The organism is Herbaspirillum sp. GW821-FHT09A12, from assembly GCF_059418325.1.
This window is the reverse complement of sequence record NZ_JBWKPR010000010.1, coordinates 41,502-57,258: the sequence shown is the minus strand read 5'-3', so window position 1 is coordinate 57,258 and position 15,757 is coordinate 41,502. Positions and strand designations below refer to the sequence as shown.

The 15,757-nt window shown below is 64.6% G+C and carries 17 protein-coding genes; 11 read left to right on the top strand and 6 right to left on the bottom strand.

Going from position 1 to position 15,757, the window contains the following annotated elements:
* Positions 1-41: 41 nt before the first annotated feature.
* Positions 42-1,574 (bottom strand): aminotransferase-like domain-containing protein, encoded by a 1,533-nt coding sequence (locus AC07N6_RS18430; protein ID WP_494782950.1) that lies wholly within the window; start codon positions 1,572-1,574, stop codon positions 42-44.
* Between the two features lie 151 nt (positions 1,575-1,725).
* Here AC07N6_RS18430 and AC07N6_RS18425 point away from each other — a divergent pair, with 151 nt between their 5' ends.
* From AC07N6_RS18425 to AC07N6_RS18395, 7 genes are all read left to right on the top strand, one after another.
* The gene (locus AC07N6_RS18425) at positions 1,726-2,766 is read left to right on the top strand and encodes a threonine dehydratase (protein WP_494782949.1); all 1,041 of its coding nucleotides are present in this window, start codon (positions 1,726-1,728) and stop codon (positions 2,764-2,766) included.
* On the top strand, positions 2,763-3,125 hold the full coding sequence (locus AC07N6_RS18420) for a DUF2917 domain-containing protein (protein WP_494782948.1): 363 nt from the start codon (positions 2,763-2,765) through the stop codon (positions 3,123-3,125). Before AC07N6_RS18425 ends, AC07N6_RS18420 begins: the two co-directional genes overlap by 4 nt.
* A gap of 1 nt (position 3,126) precedes the next feature.
* Positions 3,127-3,723: a LysE family translocator gene (locus tag AC07N6_RS18415; RefSeq protein WP_494782947.1), complete on the top strand. Its 597-nt coding sequence runs from the start codon at positions 3,127-3,129 to the stop codon at positions 3,721-3,723.
* 34 nt (positions 3,724-3,757) lie between these two features.
* Complete coding sequence (locus tag AC07N6_RS18410) at positions 3,758-4,678, top strand: DMT family transporter (protein WP_494782946.1); 921 nt, start codon at positions 3,758-3,760, stop codon at positions 4,676-4,678.
* Positions 4,679-4,847: 169 nt separating this feature from the next.
* Entirely contained in the window at positions 4,848-5,306 is a 459-nt protein-coding gene (locus tag AC07N6_RS18405) for a RidA family protein (protein ID WP_141914730.1), read from the top strand.
* A gap of 185 nt (positions 5,307-5,491) precedes the next feature.
* Positions 5,492-6,688, top strand: a complete 1,197-nt coding sequence (locus AC07N6_RS18400) for an aminotransferase-like domain-containing protein (RefSeq protein ID WP_494782945.1) — start codon at positions 5,492-5,494, stop codon at positions 6,686-6,688.
* Positions 6,689-6,698: 10 nt separating this feature from the next.
* A complete protein-coding gene (locus AC07N6_RS18395; RefSeq protein ID WP_494782944.1) occupies positions 6,699-7,028 on the top strand; it encodes a DHCW motif cupin fold protein in 330 nt (109 codons plus the stop codon).
* 220 nt (positions 7,029-7,248) lie between these two features.
* On the opposite strand, the gene AC07N6_RS18390 is transcribed toward AC07N6_RS18395, so the two are convergent.
* Complete coding sequence (locus tag AC07N6_RS18390) at positions 7,249-8,391, bottom strand: MBL fold metallo-hydrolase (protein WP_494782943.1); 1,143 nt, start codon at positions 8,389-8,391, stop codon at positions 7,249-7,251.
* Positions 8,392-8,485: 94 nt separating this feature from the next.
* Positions 8,486-8,869, bottom strand: a complete 384-nt coding sequence (locus tag AC07N6_RS18385; protein ID WP_494782942.1) for a tautomerase family protein — start codon at positions 8,867-8,869, stop codon at positions 8,486-8,488.
* Positions 8,870-9,058: 189 nt separating this feature from the next.
* Between AC07N6_RS18385 and AC07N6_RS18380 the strand changes: the two genes are divergently transcribed.
* On the top strand, positions 9,059-9,904 hold the full coding sequence (locus AC07N6_RS18380; RefSeq protein ID WP_494782941.1) for a LysR family transcriptional regulator: 846 nt from the start codon (positions 9,059-9,061) through the stop codon (positions 9,902-9,904).
* Positions 9,905-9,919: 15 nt separating this feature from the next.
* Here the strand turns inward: AC07N6_RS18380 and AC07N6_RS18375 are convergent, their stop codons facing one another.
* Both AC07N6_RS18375 and pdxR read right to left on the bottom strand, forming a co-directional pair.
* Positions 9,920-10,372, bottom strand: coding sequence for a carboxymuconolactone decarboxylase family protein (locus AC07N6_RS18375; protein ID WP_494782940.1), 453 nt, complete (start codon positions 10,370-10,372; stop codon positions 9,920-9,922).
* Between the two features lie 106 nt (positions 10,373-10,478).
* Positions 10,479-11,930, bottom strand: coding sequence for a MocR-like pyridoxine biosynthesis transcription factor PdxR (gene pdxR, locus AC07N6_RS18370; protein ID WP_494782939.1), 1,452 nt, complete (start codon positions 11,928-11,930; stop codon positions 10,479-10,481).
* A 121-nt stretch (positions 11,931-12,051) separates the two neighbouring features.
* On the opposite strand from pdxR, the gene AC07N6_RS18365 reads away from it, so the two are divergent.
* From AC07N6_RS18365 to AC07N6_RS18355, 3 genes are all read left to right on the top strand, one after another.
* Positions 12,052-12,537 carry a GNAT family N-acetyltransferase gene (locus tag AC07N6_RS18365; RefSeq protein ID WP_494782938.1) on the top strand — a complete coding sequence of 162 codons (486 nt, stop codon included), beginning with the start codon at positions 12,052-12,054 and terminating at the stop codon, positions 12,535-12,537.
* Positions 12,534-13,151 carry an FMN-dependent NADH-azoreductase gene (locus AC07N6_RS18360; RefSeq protein ID WP_494782937.1) on the top strand — a complete coding sequence of 206 codons (618 nt, stop codon included), beginning with the start codon at positions 12,534-12,536 and terminating at the stop codon, positions 13,149-13,151. Before AC07N6_RS18365 ends, AC07N6_RS18360 begins: the two co-directional genes overlap by 4 nt.
* A gap of 149 nt (positions 13,152-13,300) precedes the next feature.
* The gene (locus tag AC07N6_RS18355; RefSeq protein ID WP_494782936.1) at positions 13,301-13,756 is read left to right on the top strand and encodes an Hsp20 family protein; all 456 of its coding nucleotides are present in this window, start codon (positions 13,301-13,303) and stop codon (positions 13,754-13,756) included.
* A gap of 175 nt (positions 13,757-13,931) precedes the next feature.
* Here the strand turns inward: AC07N6_RS18355 and AC07N6_RS18350 are convergent, their stop codons facing one another.
* Positions 13,932-15,632, bottom strand: a complete 1,701-nt coding sequence (locus AC07N6_RS18350) for a ShlB/FhaC/HecB family hemolysin secretion/activation protein (RefSeq protein WP_494782935.1) — start codon at positions 15,630-15,632, stop codon at positions 13,932-13,934.
* Between the last annotated feature and the right edge of the window lie 125 nt (positions 15,633-15,757).

The following is a 15,757-nucleotide window of genomic DNA, read 5'->3' as shown; positions in this document are numbered from 1 at the left end:
GCGATGCGTCCCGTTTTGTACAAGGGGCCAGGGCCGGCGCGTCAGCCGCGCTTGCGCATCTGCTCTTCCAGGAAACGCCAGATGCCGGGATCGGCCATGCTGGCCACATTGATGCGCATGCGCGTGGAGGGCAGCTGGCTGGGCGAGAACAGGCTGCCCGGCGCCAGCAGGAAGCCTTGTTCCATCGCCTTCTCGGTCAGCACGTTGGTGTCGCAGTGCGTCTCCACCCACAGGAACATGCCGCAAGGCGGCGGTTCGCCTACCTCCATGCCCAGTTTTTCCAACTGGCGCACGACCTTGTCGCGGGTGCTGTTCAAGCGTGCGCGCAGGCGTTCGGCATGCTTGCGGTAATGCCCTTCGGACAGGATCTTGTAGGCCACGCGCTCGCCGATCTCGCTGGTGGTCAGGGTCGACAGCATCTTGCGGTCGGCCAGGTGCCGCGCCAGTTCGGCCGAGGTGGCGATAAAGCCCACCCGCAGGTTGGCCGACAGGGTCTTGGAAAATCCTCCCAGGTAGATCACCCGGTGCAACTGGTCCAGCGCGGCGATGCGGGTGGCCGGCTGGACCGCCGAGCCGGGGTGCATGTCGCAGTAGATGTCGTCTTCGATGATGGTGAAATCGTGCTCCTCGGCGATGCGCAAGACCTGGAAGGCCTTGGCGGCCGACATCGAGGTCGAGGTGGGGTTGTGCAGCACCGAATTGATCACGTACAGCTTGGGCTTATGCAGCGCCGCCAGCTCGGATAGCTTGGCGATGTCGGGCCCGTCGGCCAGGCGCGGGATGCCGACCACCTTGGCGCCGAGCGCGGCGAAGGAGCCGAACATCAGGAACCAGGCCGGGTCGTCGACGAAGATCACATCGCCGGGGCGCAGGAAATGGCGCGCGACGGTATCCAGCGCCTGCGTCACGCCCGCAGTCATCACGATTTGCTCGGGGGCGGCGGCGATTTCATGTTCCGCCAGTTTCAATTGCAGTTGCTGGCGCAGCGGCAGGAAGCCTTGTGGCGTGCCGTAGCCCAGCAGCAGCGATTGGTTCTCGCGGCTGACGGCCCGCAGGGCGTTGGCGATCAGTTCCCCATCCAGCCAGTCCGCCGGTAGCAGCCCGCCGCCCGGCATCTTTTGCGGCGGCATCTGGCGAAACATGTTGCGCACCAGCCAAACCACATCCAGCGCGCCTTCCGCATCTTCCTGGGCCATGGCGGCGCGTGGCGCGGCGGCGCTGAAATTGCTCCCCATCGGGCCCACCGGCGAGCGCTCCCGCACGTAGAAACCGGAGCCGCGGCGCGACTCCAGGAAGCCCTGCGCCACCAGCCGGTCGTAGGCCTCCACCACGGTAAAGCGCGAGACCTCGTGGGTGTCGGCGAACTGGCGGATCGAGGGCATGCGGGCGCCGGTGCGCAACAGCTTGTCGTCGATGCGCGAGCGGATGCCGCGCACGATCTGCTCCACCAGCGAGTCTCCGCTTTCGCGCGACAGCAGCGGCCAGCCGGGGGCGAGCGCGCCTTCGTTGCTGACGGCATTGGCGGCCGGGGACGACGGAGGGAGCAAGTTGGCGCGTTTCACTGTATTGGTCATTTTGCCGTGACAATGTTCAAGGTTATTTGCTTAAGTGTATAGGTACTGTACCGGTATTGTCGATTACGATGGCTTCCAATGCAAGGCTGATCGACAGCAACACGGCGGCCTTGTTCAACCATGCCACACGCCATTGCCAAGGAGACACGCCATGACCCACGCCGCCAACGAACTGCTGCCCAGCCGCGCCGAGATCGAGCAGGCCGCCCAGGTCGTCTATGGCGCCATGGCGCCGACGCCGCAATTGTCATGGCCGCTGCTGAACCAGGCGCTGGGCGCCCAGGTGTGGGTCAAGCACGAGAACCATGCGCCGACCGGCGCCTTCAAGGTGCGCGGCGGCATGGTCTATCTCGACAAGCTGGTGCGCGAGCAGCCGCAAGTGCGCGGCGTGATTTCCGCCACGCGCGGCAACCACGGCCAGTCGGTCGGGCTGGCGGCCAGCCGCTTCGGCTTGCAGGCCACCATCGTCGTCCCGCAGGGCAACAGCCGCGAAAAGAACGCCGCCATGCGCGCCTTGGGCGTCGCGCTGCTCGAGCATGGCAGCGAGTTCCAGGAAAGCCGCGAACATGCCCAGCAACTGGCGCAGGAGCAGCAATTGCACATGATCCCGTCGTTCCACCGCGACCTGGTGGCCGGCGTGTCGACCTACTGGATGGAACTGATGGCCGCCCAGCCGGAGCTGGACGTGGTGCTGGTGCCGATCGGCCAGGGTTCGGGCATGTGCGGCGCGGTGGCCGCGCGCAATGCGCTGGGGCGCAAGACGCGCGTGATCGGCGTGGTGTCGGCGCATGCGCTGGCGTACAAGCTGTCGTTCGAACAGGGTGCAAAGGTCGAGTCGCCGGTGTCGACCCGTATCGCCGACGGCGTCGCCTGCCGCGTGCCCGATGAGGCTTCGCTGGCGGTGCTGCGGGCCGAGGTCGATGAAGTGATTGCCGTCACCGACGACGAAGTGATGGATGCCATGAAGATGTTTTTCATCGCCACCCATAACGTGGCCGAAGGCGCCGGCGCCTGTGCGCTGGCGGCCGCGCTGCAGATCCGTACGCGGCTGCAGGGATGCAAGGTCGGCGTGACGCTGTCGGGCGGCAATGTCGACCACGACGTGTTCGCCCGTGTGTTGATGCGGGAAACCGCAACCGATGTGCATGCGATGGCGCAGGTGCCGCCATCGCAGCAGAGGAGGACGGCATGAATCCGTACGCCAATCGCACTCCCTTCCAATTGCTGTTGCAGCGCCGCCAGGTGCGCGCCACGCGGGTGGCGCAGGTATCCATGCTGGAGGTCAGTCACGGCCGCGTGTGGGTGACGCAAGAAGGCCGCGCCGACGATTTCTGGCTGGAGTCGGGCCACAGCATGGTGCTGTTGCCGGGCGCGCTGGTGGTGATCGAGGCCGACCATGTGTCCAGCCTGCGCATCGAACCGGTGCTGATGCAAACCGCGCGGGCCTGGCTGCACCTGTGCTGTGCCGGCGCGCGCGGACTGGCGGCAGCCCTGGGCGGCAAGTTCAGGCATAACGCTGCGACCTTGCTGGGCAATGGGGAAGGGCGCTGACATGGACATGTTCCTGCCGTTGATGTCGTTCGCTTTCGTCTCCTCGATCACGCCGGGGCCCAACAACATTATGCTGACGTCATCGGGCATCTGGTTCGGTTTCCAGCGTTCGGTGCCGCACATGCTGGGCATCACGTTCGGCTTCGGCGTGCTGCTGGCCTTATGCGCATTCGGTATAGGCGCGCTGGTGATCGCCGTGCCGGGGCTGACCTTCATCCTCAAGTTGCTGGGCTCGGCCTATCTGCTTTACCTCGCCTGGCAGTTGCGCGACATGCGTGCCGCCGGCGGCGCAGGGACGGCGGTCCGGCCGATGTCGTTCTGGGGCGCGGCGGCGTTCCAGTTCGCCAATCCCAAGGCCTGGGTGATGGCCATTACCGGCGCATCGGCCTTCATGCCGATGCTGCATAACTATCCCGTGGGGCTGGCGATCCTGCTTTACTGCCTGATTTTCTGCGCCATCAACCTGCCGTGCGTCTCGGTGTGGGCCGGCGCGGGCGCGGTGCTGCGGCGCTATCTCGACCAGCCGCTGTGGCGCACCGTGTTCGCGGCGACGATGGTGCTGTTGACGCTGTATTCGGCGTTGGCGATCTGGTTTTGAGCACGGCAATCACCCATAGGAAAGAGGCAAACATATGCAAGCGCAGAGCAACAGCGGCGGCGTGAAGCCGGCGGCGCCATCGGCAACGGGAAACGAATCCAGGGGCATGTGGCTGGGGCTGGTCGGCGTGGCCATTTTCAGCCTGACGCTGCCGTTCACGCGCATCGCGGTGGCCGAACTCAACCCGGCCTTCATCGCTTTCGGGCGCGCGGTGGTGGCGGGCCTGTGCTCGCTGGCGCTGCTGGCCTGGATCAAGGCGCCGCGCCCGAATGCGCAGCAGCTGCGCGGGCTGATCATCACGGCGCTGGGCGTGGTGGTGGGCTTTCCCTTGTTTTCTTCGATAGCGATGCGCTATGTGCCGGCCTCGCATGGCGCCGTGGTGGTGGGGCTGCTGCCGCTGGCGACCGCCTTGTTCGGTGCGCTGCGTTTCGGCGAGCGTCCCTCGGCCGGGTTCTGGCTGGCGGCGCTGGCCGGCTCCGGCATTGTGATCGCCTTCGCGCTGCGCGCGGGCGGGGGCAGTTTCCACCTGGCCGATTTCGCCTTGTTCGCGGCGGTGGTGACGGCGGCCATGGGCTATGCCGAAGGCGGCCGCCTTTCCCAATCGATGGGAGGGCAGCAGGTGATTGCCTGGGCGCTGGTGATCTCGCTGCCGGTGATGACGCCGGTGTCGCTGTGGCTGGGCTGGCAGTACGGCGTGACGGCGTCGCCGGCGTCATGGGTCGCGTTCGCCTATGTCTCGCTGTTCTCGATGTTCATCGGATTTTTCTTCTGGTACAAGGGCCTGGCCCTGGGCGGCATCGCCCGTGTCGGACAAGTGCAATTGTTGCAACCCGTCATGACCCTGCTGGGCGCCGCCGTCATCGCCGGCGAGACGCTGGATGCGAGCAATATGCTGTTCGCGCTGGCCGTGATCGCCGTGGTGGCGGTCGGGCGGCGCATGGCGGTCAAGCGATAGCGCGGCCTTGGCCGAACACCCGGAATGTGCATTGCGAGTCGCCGTGGCGCGCAATTGTCGGGCTAAAACCCCGGATATTTGAGATAATCGTGGTCTTATTTTTTCTTAATACGCAGAGTCCGTGCAGCCTACCGGCAGGCATGGTGCAATGCAAAACAAGGAGTGCCGCATGTCCGTTTATGAAAAGCTGAAAGCACTGAACATCGAACTGCCTGCCGTGGCGACCCCGGCGGCGGCTTATGTGATGTATGCGCAAACCGGCAACACCGTTTTCCTCTCGGGCCACCTGGCCAAGAAGGACGGCCGTGTGTGGGTCGGACAGCTGGGACGCGACATCGGCACCGAAGATGCGAAGCAGGCGGCACGCGCAGTGGCGATCGATCTGATCGCCACCCTGCAGGCGGCTTGCGGCGGCGACCTCACCCGGGTCAAGCGCATTGTCAAACTGATGAGCCTGGTCAACTCGACCGGCGAATTCATCGAACACCACCTGGTGACCAACGGCGCCTCCGAACTGATCGGCGAAGTCTTCGGCGAGGCGGGCAAGCATGCCCGCTCCGCCTTCGGCGTGGCGCAACTGCCCATGGGCGCCTGCGTCGAGATCGAAATGATTGCCGAGATCGCCTGATCCGGCGCGCAACGATCGTTCATGCAGCAACCTGCGCCGGGCATGAGAATCCGGACAGGCCGTTGAACCACCTGATGGAACCCTAGACAGAACCAGCGACCGGGACTTTTTTGCCGCAGCCGGGCCCTACATCGGCCCATCACTTTTGCCGCGGCCGGTCGCCATCACATCACAGCAGAAACATCATGAAACTCGAAAATCCCGCTCCGCTGCAATGGCAGTTTTCCGACCGCGCCACCAAGATGCAAAGCTCGGCCATCCGCGAAATCCTGAAGGTGACGATGCGCCCCGACATCACCTCCTTCGCCGGCGGCTTGCCGTCGCCGCTGACCTTCCCGGTGGAACAGATGAAGGCCGCGTTCGACCGCGTGCTGTCGCAGCAAGGCAAGGTTGCCCTGCAATACGGCCCCACCGACGGCTACCTGCCGCTGCGCGAATGGATCGCCGGCTCGTTGTCTTCCGACGGCGCCCAGATCCTGCCGGAGCAGGTGCTGATGGTGTCCGGCTCGCAGCAAGGCCTGGACCTGCTGGGCAAGGTGCTGGTCGATGAAGGCAGCAAGGTGCTGGTCGAGACCCCCAGCTACCTGGGCGCGCTGCAAGCCTTCGCGCTGTACGGCGCCAAGTTCGAATCGGTCCCCAGCGATGAGAACGGCTTGAAGCCCGAATCCATCGAAGCCATCGCCGACGGCGCCCGCATGCTGTATTCGCTGCCCAACTTCCAGAACCCCACCGGCCGCACGCTGCCGACCGAACGCCGCATCAAGCTGGTCGAGACCTGTGCGCGCCTGGGCCTGCCGCTGATCGAGGACGATCCGTACGGCGCCCTGAGCTACCGCAATCCGCCGCTGCCCAAGATGCTGTCGATGAACCCGTCGGGCGTGATCTACATGGGTTCCTTCTCCAAGGTGCTGACGCCCGGCATCCGCCTGGGCTACGTGGTCGCTCCGCGCCCGCTGATCCTGAAGATGGAACAGGCCAAGCAAGCCACCGACCTGCACACCGCGCAACTGACCCAGATGGTGGTGTACGAGGCGATCAAGGACGGCTTCCTGGACCAGCACGTGCCGACCATCCGCAAGCTCTACGGCGACCAGTGCCAGGCCATGCTGGACGCGCTGCAGCAGTACTTCCCGGCCGGCTGCTCGTGGAGCAAGCCGGAAGGCGGCATGTTCGTCTGGGTCACGCTGCCCAAGCACATCGACACCGGCGCGCTGTTGAACGAAGCCGTCGAGCAAGAGAAGGTCGCCTTCGTGCCGGGCGCGCCGTTCTTCGCCAACACCCCGGAGAAGAACACCATGCGCCTGTCCTTCGTCACCGTGCCGCCGGAGCAGATCCGCGCCGGCGTGGAACGCCTGGGCAAGCTGATCGCCTCCAAGCTGTAAGCGGCGGACGATGAAGATCGACAACCTGCCGTTCGGCACCACCGACTGGAGCAAGATCGAGCCGACCGAGCATCCCGGCGTCACCGGCAAGGCCTTCTGGCGCACTTGCAAGTTCGGCGACGTCCGGGTACGCATGGTGGAGTACACGCCCGGCTACCTGGCCGACCACTGGTGCGTGAAGGGCCACTTCCTGCTGTGCCTGGAAGGGGAATTGCACACCGAGCTGGAGGACGGCCGCACCTTCGTCCTCAAGCCGGGTATCAGCTACCAGGTGGCGGACAACGCCGAGCCTCATCGGTCGTCCACCGAGGTGGGCGCCAGGCTGTTCATCGTCGATTGAATTTGCCCGCTGCATTCGGAAAACCGCGTCGTTCGACGCTAATGCCGTTCAGTTAAACCTTCCATCTGCAAATTGTCATCCCGGCGAAGGCCGGGATCCAGTGTCTTGCGTTGTGTCTCAATGGCCGTTGAACGACACTGGGCCCTGACCTTCGTCAGGGCGACGGAGAGCGATTCCGGCTTAATTGAACGGCATTAGCGTCATGCGACGCGTTTTTTCGTCAGGGCTCCAGCTTCAGCGTTTCCCCATGCATGAGCGTAATGAACTGGTCGGCCGGGAGATGCGCTTCCTTCAGCGCCTCGGCCAGCTTTTGCGGCGGCTCGTCCAGCGGCTCGTCGGCCAGTTCGAAGGTCCCCCAATGAATGCCGATGGAGCGTTTGGCGCGCACGTCTTCATGGATCAAGACCGCCTGCGCCGGATCGACGTGCTGGTTCTGCATGAACCAGCGCGGCGCGTAGGCGCCGATGGGAATGAGCGCCAGGTCGAAGCGGCCGAAGCGTTCGCCGATGTCGCGGAAATCCTTGGAGTAGCCGGTGTCGCCGGCGAAGTACATCGAATACGGCTCGCTTTGTTCGGCCGCCGGCGCCTCGCTGGTGGCCGGCACCTTCAGGTTCTGGAACACCCAGCCGCCCCATAGCGTTTCCGAGCGGTCGAACAGGCCGCGCGCCGACCAGTGCGCGGCCGGGACGAAATAGATGTCCAGGCTGCCCAGCGACAGCTTGTCCCACCAGTCCATCTCGCGCACATTGGTGATGCCGATGCCGTTCATCCAGTCGCGCACGCCCAGCGGCACCAGGAACAGCGGCGGGCCGCCCGGCTGCAGGTTCAATTGTTCGACGCTGGCGCGATCCAGATGGTCGTAGTGGTTATGCGAGATCACCACCACGTCAATGTGCGGCAACTCGGCAATCTGCACCGGCAGCGGCACCTTGCGTTTGGGGCCGATGAAAGAGAAGGGCGAGGCGCGTTCGGAAAACATCGGGTCGGTCAGCACGTTGCGCCCGCCAATCTGCAGCAGCGCCGTGGCGTGGCCGATCCAGGTCACGCTGGGCGCCTGGCGGTTGGCCTTGAGCCAGGCCAGGTCAGGCTTGGCCAGCGGGAACTGGTAATCGTTGGCCGGCGGCTTGGGCACGCCGGCGGTGATGCGTTCCCACTGCCACTTCCAGAACGAGGGACGCGGCGGTTGCGGATAGTTGTTGCGGAAACCGGTTTCGGTGCGGTTCGATTTGTTGGGGTCGTAATACTTGTTGGAGGAAGAGCAGCCGGCCAGCGCGGTGGCCAGCGCCAGGGCTGCAATGATGGCCAGGCGCGGCCGGCGCGTCGGCTGGGAGGAAAGGTCTTCTTGCTGTGAAATTGGATGCATGAAAAAGGCGCGGGCGGGCCGGCGCGATCGATATCGATGATCGACATCCTATCAGTTCGGCGCCATCCGGGCGCGCACGACTGCCCGTATCTCATCACATCACATACTGCGCCAGGCCGTGGCCGAAGGACCAGTTGCCCTTGTCGCCTTCGACCAGGCTGATCATCACATCCTCCGGCCGCACGCCGGGATCTTTCCCCAGCCTTTCCACGATGCGCGCGAACAGCGCGTTCTTCTGTTCCTGCGTACGGGTATTGCTGACGGTCAGCTGGATCAGCACGAAACCGTCCGAACGCTCTATGCCCATGTAAGTGCGGCTGAATACCAGTTCTTCCGGATCGTGCTCGGTCAGCACCATGAAGCGGTCTTCTTCCGGCACGTTGAAGCTTTCGCGCAGCGCCTGGTAGATGTTGTCCAGGATGGCGGCGCGGTAGGCGCGCGGCTTGCCGCGCAGCAGGGATACTCGGACCAGGGGCATGACGATCTCCTTTTCAGATTGACCGATTTTCAGATGACGGGATGGCAAGTGGCGGCCAGCGGCCGGCGGACATGGGGCTGTCTGCGGGCCGATGAGAAGCATGCTACGCTCCGTTTATCATTCGTAAAATAACTGATTGAGTATTTCAATGATTCGATTTTTAAATCATTGAGAGACAGAAGGGATCCCATGGAACGACCGCTCGACCTCGACGCCGTACAGGCCTTCGTCCTGGTGGCCGACCTGCAAAGCTTCACGCGCGCAGCCGAGGCGCTGGACAGCACGCAGTCGGCCGTCAGCCTCAAGCTCAAGAAACTGGAACAGCGGCTGGCGCGCCGCCTGATGGAGCGGACCCCGCGCCTGGTGCGGCTGTCGGCCGACGGCCAGGCGTTCCTGCCGGCCGCGCGCGAACTGCTGGCCGCGCATGAGCGCGCGCTGGGCAAGCTGGCGCAGGGCGCGGCGCGTTTTTCGGTGGGCATCAGCGACCACGTGGCCGGCAGCGGTTTGGCCAAGGTGCTGGCCCAGGTCAACGGCTACGACCCGGGCGTGGTGATCGAAGCCCGGATCGCTTCCTCGCGCGATCTCATGCAGCAATACGAGCGCGGCGAACTGGACGCGGCCATCGTGCGGCGCGAGCCGCAGGACGTGGGTGGAGAGCTGTTGATGGAAGAGCGCCTGGGCTGGTTCGCCGCCCCGCAAAGCAATTGCTGGTCGGGCGATACCTTGCGGGTGGCGACGTTCTCGTCGTCATGCCGCATCCGCGAACTTTCGATTTCCCGGCTCGACGATGCCGGCATCCCGTGGGTCGAAGTGTTCGTGGGCGGCGGCATCCAGGCGGTGGGGGCCGCGGTCACAGCCGGGCTGGCGGTGTCGGCGCTGCTGTACCGCACGGCGCCGGCCGGCGCCATCGACGTTGGCGCCCAGCTGGGCTTGCCGCCGCTGCCGCTGGCGCAGGTGATGCTGCATTCGCGCCTCAAGCAGGCGCGCACGCGCGAGGCGCTGCGCACCCTGGCGGCCGCGTTGAAAGCGGCTTGATCCTTCCGAGCCGGTTCAGGCCTTGGCCGCCTGCGGCGCCATGCGGCCGGAGATGGCCATGCGGTTGAGCGCATTCATCAGCGCGATGGCGATGGTCAGCTCGGAGAATTCCTTCTCGTTGAAATGGGAGGTGACGGCCTGGTAGTCCGCATCCGGCGCGGCGGTTTCGCCGATGCGGGTGACTACCTCGGCCCAGGCCAGCGCCGCCTGTTCGCGCGGCGAGAACAACGTCCCGGCCTCATGCCAGACCGGCACCAGCACCAGCTTGTCGACTGTCATGCCGCTCTTGAGCAGGTCGCGCGAATGCTTGTCGATGCAATAGGCGCAGCCGTTGATGAGCGATACGCGCAGGAACACCAGCTCCACCAGCTCGGCCGGCAGGCTGCAATCTTTCAGGTAATTGTTGACGGCCAGCAGATGGTTGTAGGGTTCGCTGGCATTCTTGTACATGTCGATGCGCTTGCTCATGGCGGGACCTTTTCCTTGGGGTGATGGAGAACCGCCATGATGCAGGGGCATGGCCCAGTCGGGAAGTGCCAAGAATCACTATTCCATATAGTCCATGAATGGCTTGTCAGAGCAGCGCAAGGATGCGCTTGCCCAGGTGCTGCGCTTGCCGCTGCGATGCGATATTGGTGAAACTGAGCATCAGCATCGGCGGCAGGCCCGGCCGGGTTTCCAGCACGCATTCGGACAGCGCGCGGCTGAACATGCCATCGGCGCGCATGCGTTCGGCCAGGGCGCGGTCGGAGCGGCGGCCGCGCAGGCGCAGCAGCAGGTGCATGCCGCCGGGCTGGGCCTCGACCTGCATGTACTTGCCCAGCACCGCATCCAGCCCGGCTGCCGCCAGTTCGCGTCGTTCGCTGTAGAGGCGTCGCATGCGCTGGATGTGGCGGGCGAAATGCCCTTCGGCCATGAAGGCGGCGACGATGCCTTGCGTGAGCGCCGGGCTGCCGCCGGAGAAACAGCGCGCGGTCTGCTCGAAGCGCGCCACCTGAGACACCGGCGCCACCAGGTAGGCCAGCCGTATCGCCGGGAACAGCACCTTGCTGAAGGTGCCCGCATACAGCACGCGGTCGTCCCGGTCCAGGCTCTTCAAGGCCGGCAGCGGCCGGCTGACGTAGCGGTATTCGCCATCGTAATCATCCTCCACGATCCAGGCCTGATGGCGCGAAGCCCAGTCCAGCAGTTCGATGCGCCGCTGCAGCGACAGCGTCACGCACAGCGGGCTGTGGTGGGCCGGCGTCACCACAGCGGCCCGCGCGCGCGGCGCCAGTTCAAGCCCGGCGCGCACTTGCAGCCCCTCATGGTCGACCGGTATGCCTGCCAGCGTCATGCCGGCCTCGCGCAGCAAGGCGCCGGCGGGAGGATAGCCGGGGTCTTCCACCCAGACCTGGTCGCCGGGCTGGAGCAAGGCGCGCGCGGCAAGGTCGAGCGAATCGCGGTAGCCGGCGGTGACGAAGACCTGCGCCGGCGAGCACACGATGCCGCGCGACAGTTGCAGGTAGCGTGCGATCTCTGTCCGCAGCGCGTCCAGGCCGGCCGGCGGCGGATACAGCATGTCGGCCGGCTGGGTGGCGCGCACCGCGCGCGCCGCCAGGCGTGCCCAGATCTTGCGCGGAAAGGCGTCCAACGCCGGCACGCCCATCTGGAAGGGGTGCAGCGCCGGGGCCGGAGAAGTGCCGCGCGCGGCTGGCGCGAAATCATAGGGAGCGGCGGAGGCGGGCAGGGCAGGCGCGGCGCCGGCGGTCACCGGGAGGGCCTTCAGCCCGCTTGCCACCACGGTGCCCGCCTGGCCGCGCGCTTCGATGTAGCCTTCCGCCGCCAGCAATGAATAGGCGCTTTCCACCGTGCCGCGCGCCAGTCCCAGTTCGGCTGCCAGCGCCCGCGCCGAAGGAATGCGGTCGCCCGGTTCCAGCAGGCCATCAGCCATGGCCGAGCGCAGGCGTGTGTAGATCTGGCGGTAATAGGGTTCGCCGGCAGCCGGGTTGAGCTGGAGGAAGTCATGCGTCGCGGTGGATTTCATGGCCCAGTTGGAATGTCGTTTCTTGGCACTGCCGATTATGCCATCCGGAAATTAAGATGGCGCCATTGCAGATCCAGGTATCCATACATCCACACATCCACAGAAAGCACTGGGAGGAATCATGAGCAAGCGCCTGCAGGAACTGGCGAAAACACAATGGCGCATCGCCGACTCCGTGTTGCGCCATGCCGACGCCGACGATGAGCGGCGCGCCTGCTACGCCGTCATGCGCGAGCTGCGCCCGCATCTCGACAGCGAAGACGCGTTCATCGAACGCATCGGCCGCGCTGCCGACGAAAGCTATCGCATCTTGGCCGCCTGGGAAGACGGCCAGGTCATGGCGCTGGCCGGCTACCGTTTCCAGGAGAACCTGGTGTACGGCAAGTTCCTCTATGTCGACGACCTGGTGAGCGCTGGGCATGCGCGCGGCAAGCGCTGGGGCGAGCGTTTGCTCAAGGCGCTGGAAGCGGTCGCGGCGCAAGCCGGCTGCGTGCGCCTGGTGCTGGATACCGGCATGGCCAACGCGCTGGCGCAGCGCTTCTACTTCCGCCAGGGTTTGCTGACGGGAGCCATGCGTTTCGGCAAGGCCATCGGAGGCGCGGCATGAAGATCCTGCATATCTCGGCCAGCCCGAAGAGGGAAGGCTCCAGCAGCTGGTGGCTGTCGCAGCAGATTGTCGGGCGCCTGGCGCAGCGCGCGGGCCATGCCGCCGTCACGGTGCGCGACCTGTACGCGGACTCCATCGCCCACGTCGACGATGCCTACGCCGAAGCGCTGGGCTCGCCCGCCGGCAAGGCAGATGAAGGCGCTGCCGGCGGCGCGCTGGGAATGTCGGAACAGCTGATCCGGGAGCTGGAGCTGGCCGACAGCGTGGTGATCGGCACGCCCATGCATAACTACACCGTGCCGTCCGCGTTGAAAGCCTGGATCGACCACGTGGTGCGCGTGCGCCGCACCTTCTCCATCACGCCTGACGGCAAGGCCGGCTTGCTGCGCGACAAGCCGGTGTATGTCGGCATTGCCGCCGGCGGCAGGTTTTCCGGGCCATCGGCGCGCCAGGCGGATTTCCTCACGCCTTATCTGAAAGCGGTACTGGCCACCATCGGTTTGCATGACTTGCGGTTCTACAGCATGGAAGGCCTGGCCCAGGGCCCGGACGTTGTCGCGGCTGAACGGGAACGGATGGAGCTGGTGCTGGGTGCGGCATTTTCAAGGGCCTGAGGCGATAAAAATATCGGTGAAAAATTCCTTGAAAAGCAAAAAGCGCGTCCCTAGATTCGGGAAGAGCCTGTTACGTTAAACAGGTTCTAGCAGATGCTCAAACGCGAGGTCTGCGACAAAAACATCGCTTACTTTGAAAGGATAGTTTTATGCGTACTTTTGACTTCTCCCCCCTGTACCGTACCGCGATCGGCTTCGATCGCCTGGCCCAGATGTTCGACAACGCCCAGCGCGCCGATCAGCCCAGCTACCCGCCGTACAACATCGAGTTGGTGGCCGAAGACAAATACCGGATCACGATGGCCGTCGCCGGCTTTGCCCGCAGCGAAATCGAGATCGAAACCGAGAATGAAACCCTGAAGATCGTGGGCCGCAAGCAGAAGGAAGACCAGCAAGTCAACTTCCTCCATCGCGGCATCGCCGCCCGCGATTTCGAGCAGCGCTTCCAGCTGGCCAATCACATCAAGGTGGTCGGCGCCAGCATGGAAAACGGCTTGCTCAACATCGAACTGGTGCGCGAGATCCCGGAAGCGTTGAAGCCGCGCAAGATCGAGATCGGCGCTGCGGAAGACAACCTCCATCGCCTGGAGCGCGCTGCCGCCTGAGCCGGCTCATCGCTTGCCGATGCCCAGTTGCGGAGTGCAGTAGTGCAGTAGATGTAGCAGCAGAGAAGTAGTCGTAGTCATGGGAGGCCCGCGCGAGCGGGCCTCCTTTTTTGTGCCGGTTTTTGCGCCGGTTTTTGCGTTGGTTTATCCCGCCCGTCTTTGCCATCCCGCCGGCTCAGAACGTCCACAGCAGGTTGAAACCTCCGGTGACGCTGGCGGTGGTGAACCCTTCCGGCTTGACCAATGGCGTGGCAATAAAAATGTCGTACGACAGCTTGTAGGCGGCGCCGCGCAGGCCAAGCGCCGCGCCGCTCAGGCGCTGCCCGGTCAGGAACTGGGCGGAGGGGCCGGCGACCGCGCCGGTATCCACGCCAAGGTATAACTCCTGGCCGCTCTGTCCCAGGCCCAGGGCGATTTCATTGCGCAGGAACCAGCCGCGCTCGGCCTGCAAGGTCAGGTCGCCATCGAAGCCCCGCACCGTATACCGCCCGCCGATGGAGAACTGGTCTTGCGGCGGCAGCGCTCCCCGGTTCCATTGGGCGCGTGCCGTGCCGGCGTAGCGCAGGGCCGCCGGGCCTAATTGGAACGGCACATTCAGCGAGGCATCGGCCAGGAATAATCCATAGCGGGTGCCGATCTGCGGCAGGTCGAATTCACTGACGGGTTCCGCGCCTTGCCGATCGAGGGAGCGCCGGTAGGCAAGGGTGGCATCGGCGGTGGCGTCGCCAATGAATTCGCGATGATTGATGCCGGCTTCCCAGGAAGTTGTGCGGCGTTGCTGCGGACCGATTTCGGTGTCGTCGATGGCGTTGTAGGAGGTGCGCAGCAGGCCTTTCAGGTAGGGCGTGGTTTTGCGCACGCCATCGCGGTAGATCAGGCGGGAAAGCTTCAATTCGCTGGTTTCGGAACGGCCGCTGTAGATGAAGTTCTCGAACGCGCCGGCCACGGTCTGGTGGTATTTGCTGCCCGACATGGTCGCCGCAAAAAGCCAGTAACCGAACGGCAGCGAATAATGCAAGGTGTATCCATTGCTGCCTTCCTTGGCATAAGGCCCGAGGCTGCGATTGACGCTCACGTAGAACAAATCGTTGAGCGTCCACCAGTTGTCATAAGCCAGCGTCAGCCCTGCCTGGTATTGCCCGGTCGCGCGCGAGCCGCCATCGTCCAGCGAAGCGGACAGCCGGAAGGGAAAAGCCTGCTGGTACTGGATCACCAGGTCGCTGTCGCCGGGCTGGGCATCCGCGCCTTCCGATGGCGTGATCTGGATGTCGGCTTGCGCGGTCGGCACGCGTTTGAAATTCTCCAGGCCTTGTTCGATATCGCGCAGATTGAGGATGTCGCCGGGATTGACCGGCAAGGCATTGCGCGCGGTGCCGCGCGGGTCGGCATCGGGCGCGAAGCGTATGGCGCGCACCTTCCCGGGGATGACGCTCAGCACCAGTCGCCCGCTGCGCAAATCCTGCGGCATCGCGACAATGCGGGTGGTGGTGTAGCCGCGCGCGATCACGGCATTTTGTACGCGCGCCAGCACGATATTGACGCCCTTGCTGCCGAGACAGCGGCCGGATGCGCCGTCCGGACCGGCCACGCTGTCGAGCGCAAATCCGAAGCGCTCGGCAGCGGGACCTTCCAGCGTGACGGAAGAGACCGGCTGGCATGGTTGTTCATGTTCCGGAAACGCCGGTATCGCGCCCGCGGTTTCGGGCAGGGCGATGGGTCTGACGTCAGGACGCGTCTCCTGCTGCTGCCGCAGCACGCGTTCGCGTTCGCGTTGCAATTGCTCCTGGTTGGCGGCGGTTTGGGAGATGGCCGAGGTGCAGAAAAAGATGGGCGAGGCTAACAGCGCAAGACGCGCGAGGGAAAGACGGGAAAACATTTTTTAATTTTTATGCAAGAAAAGTGCGGTGGCGCAGCTGAAAAAAGTTGCCGGATAAAAACAATGTTGCGTAATACATTCTTTAATTTTACTTTTTAGCAATAAAAAATTCTCGCTATTCAAGA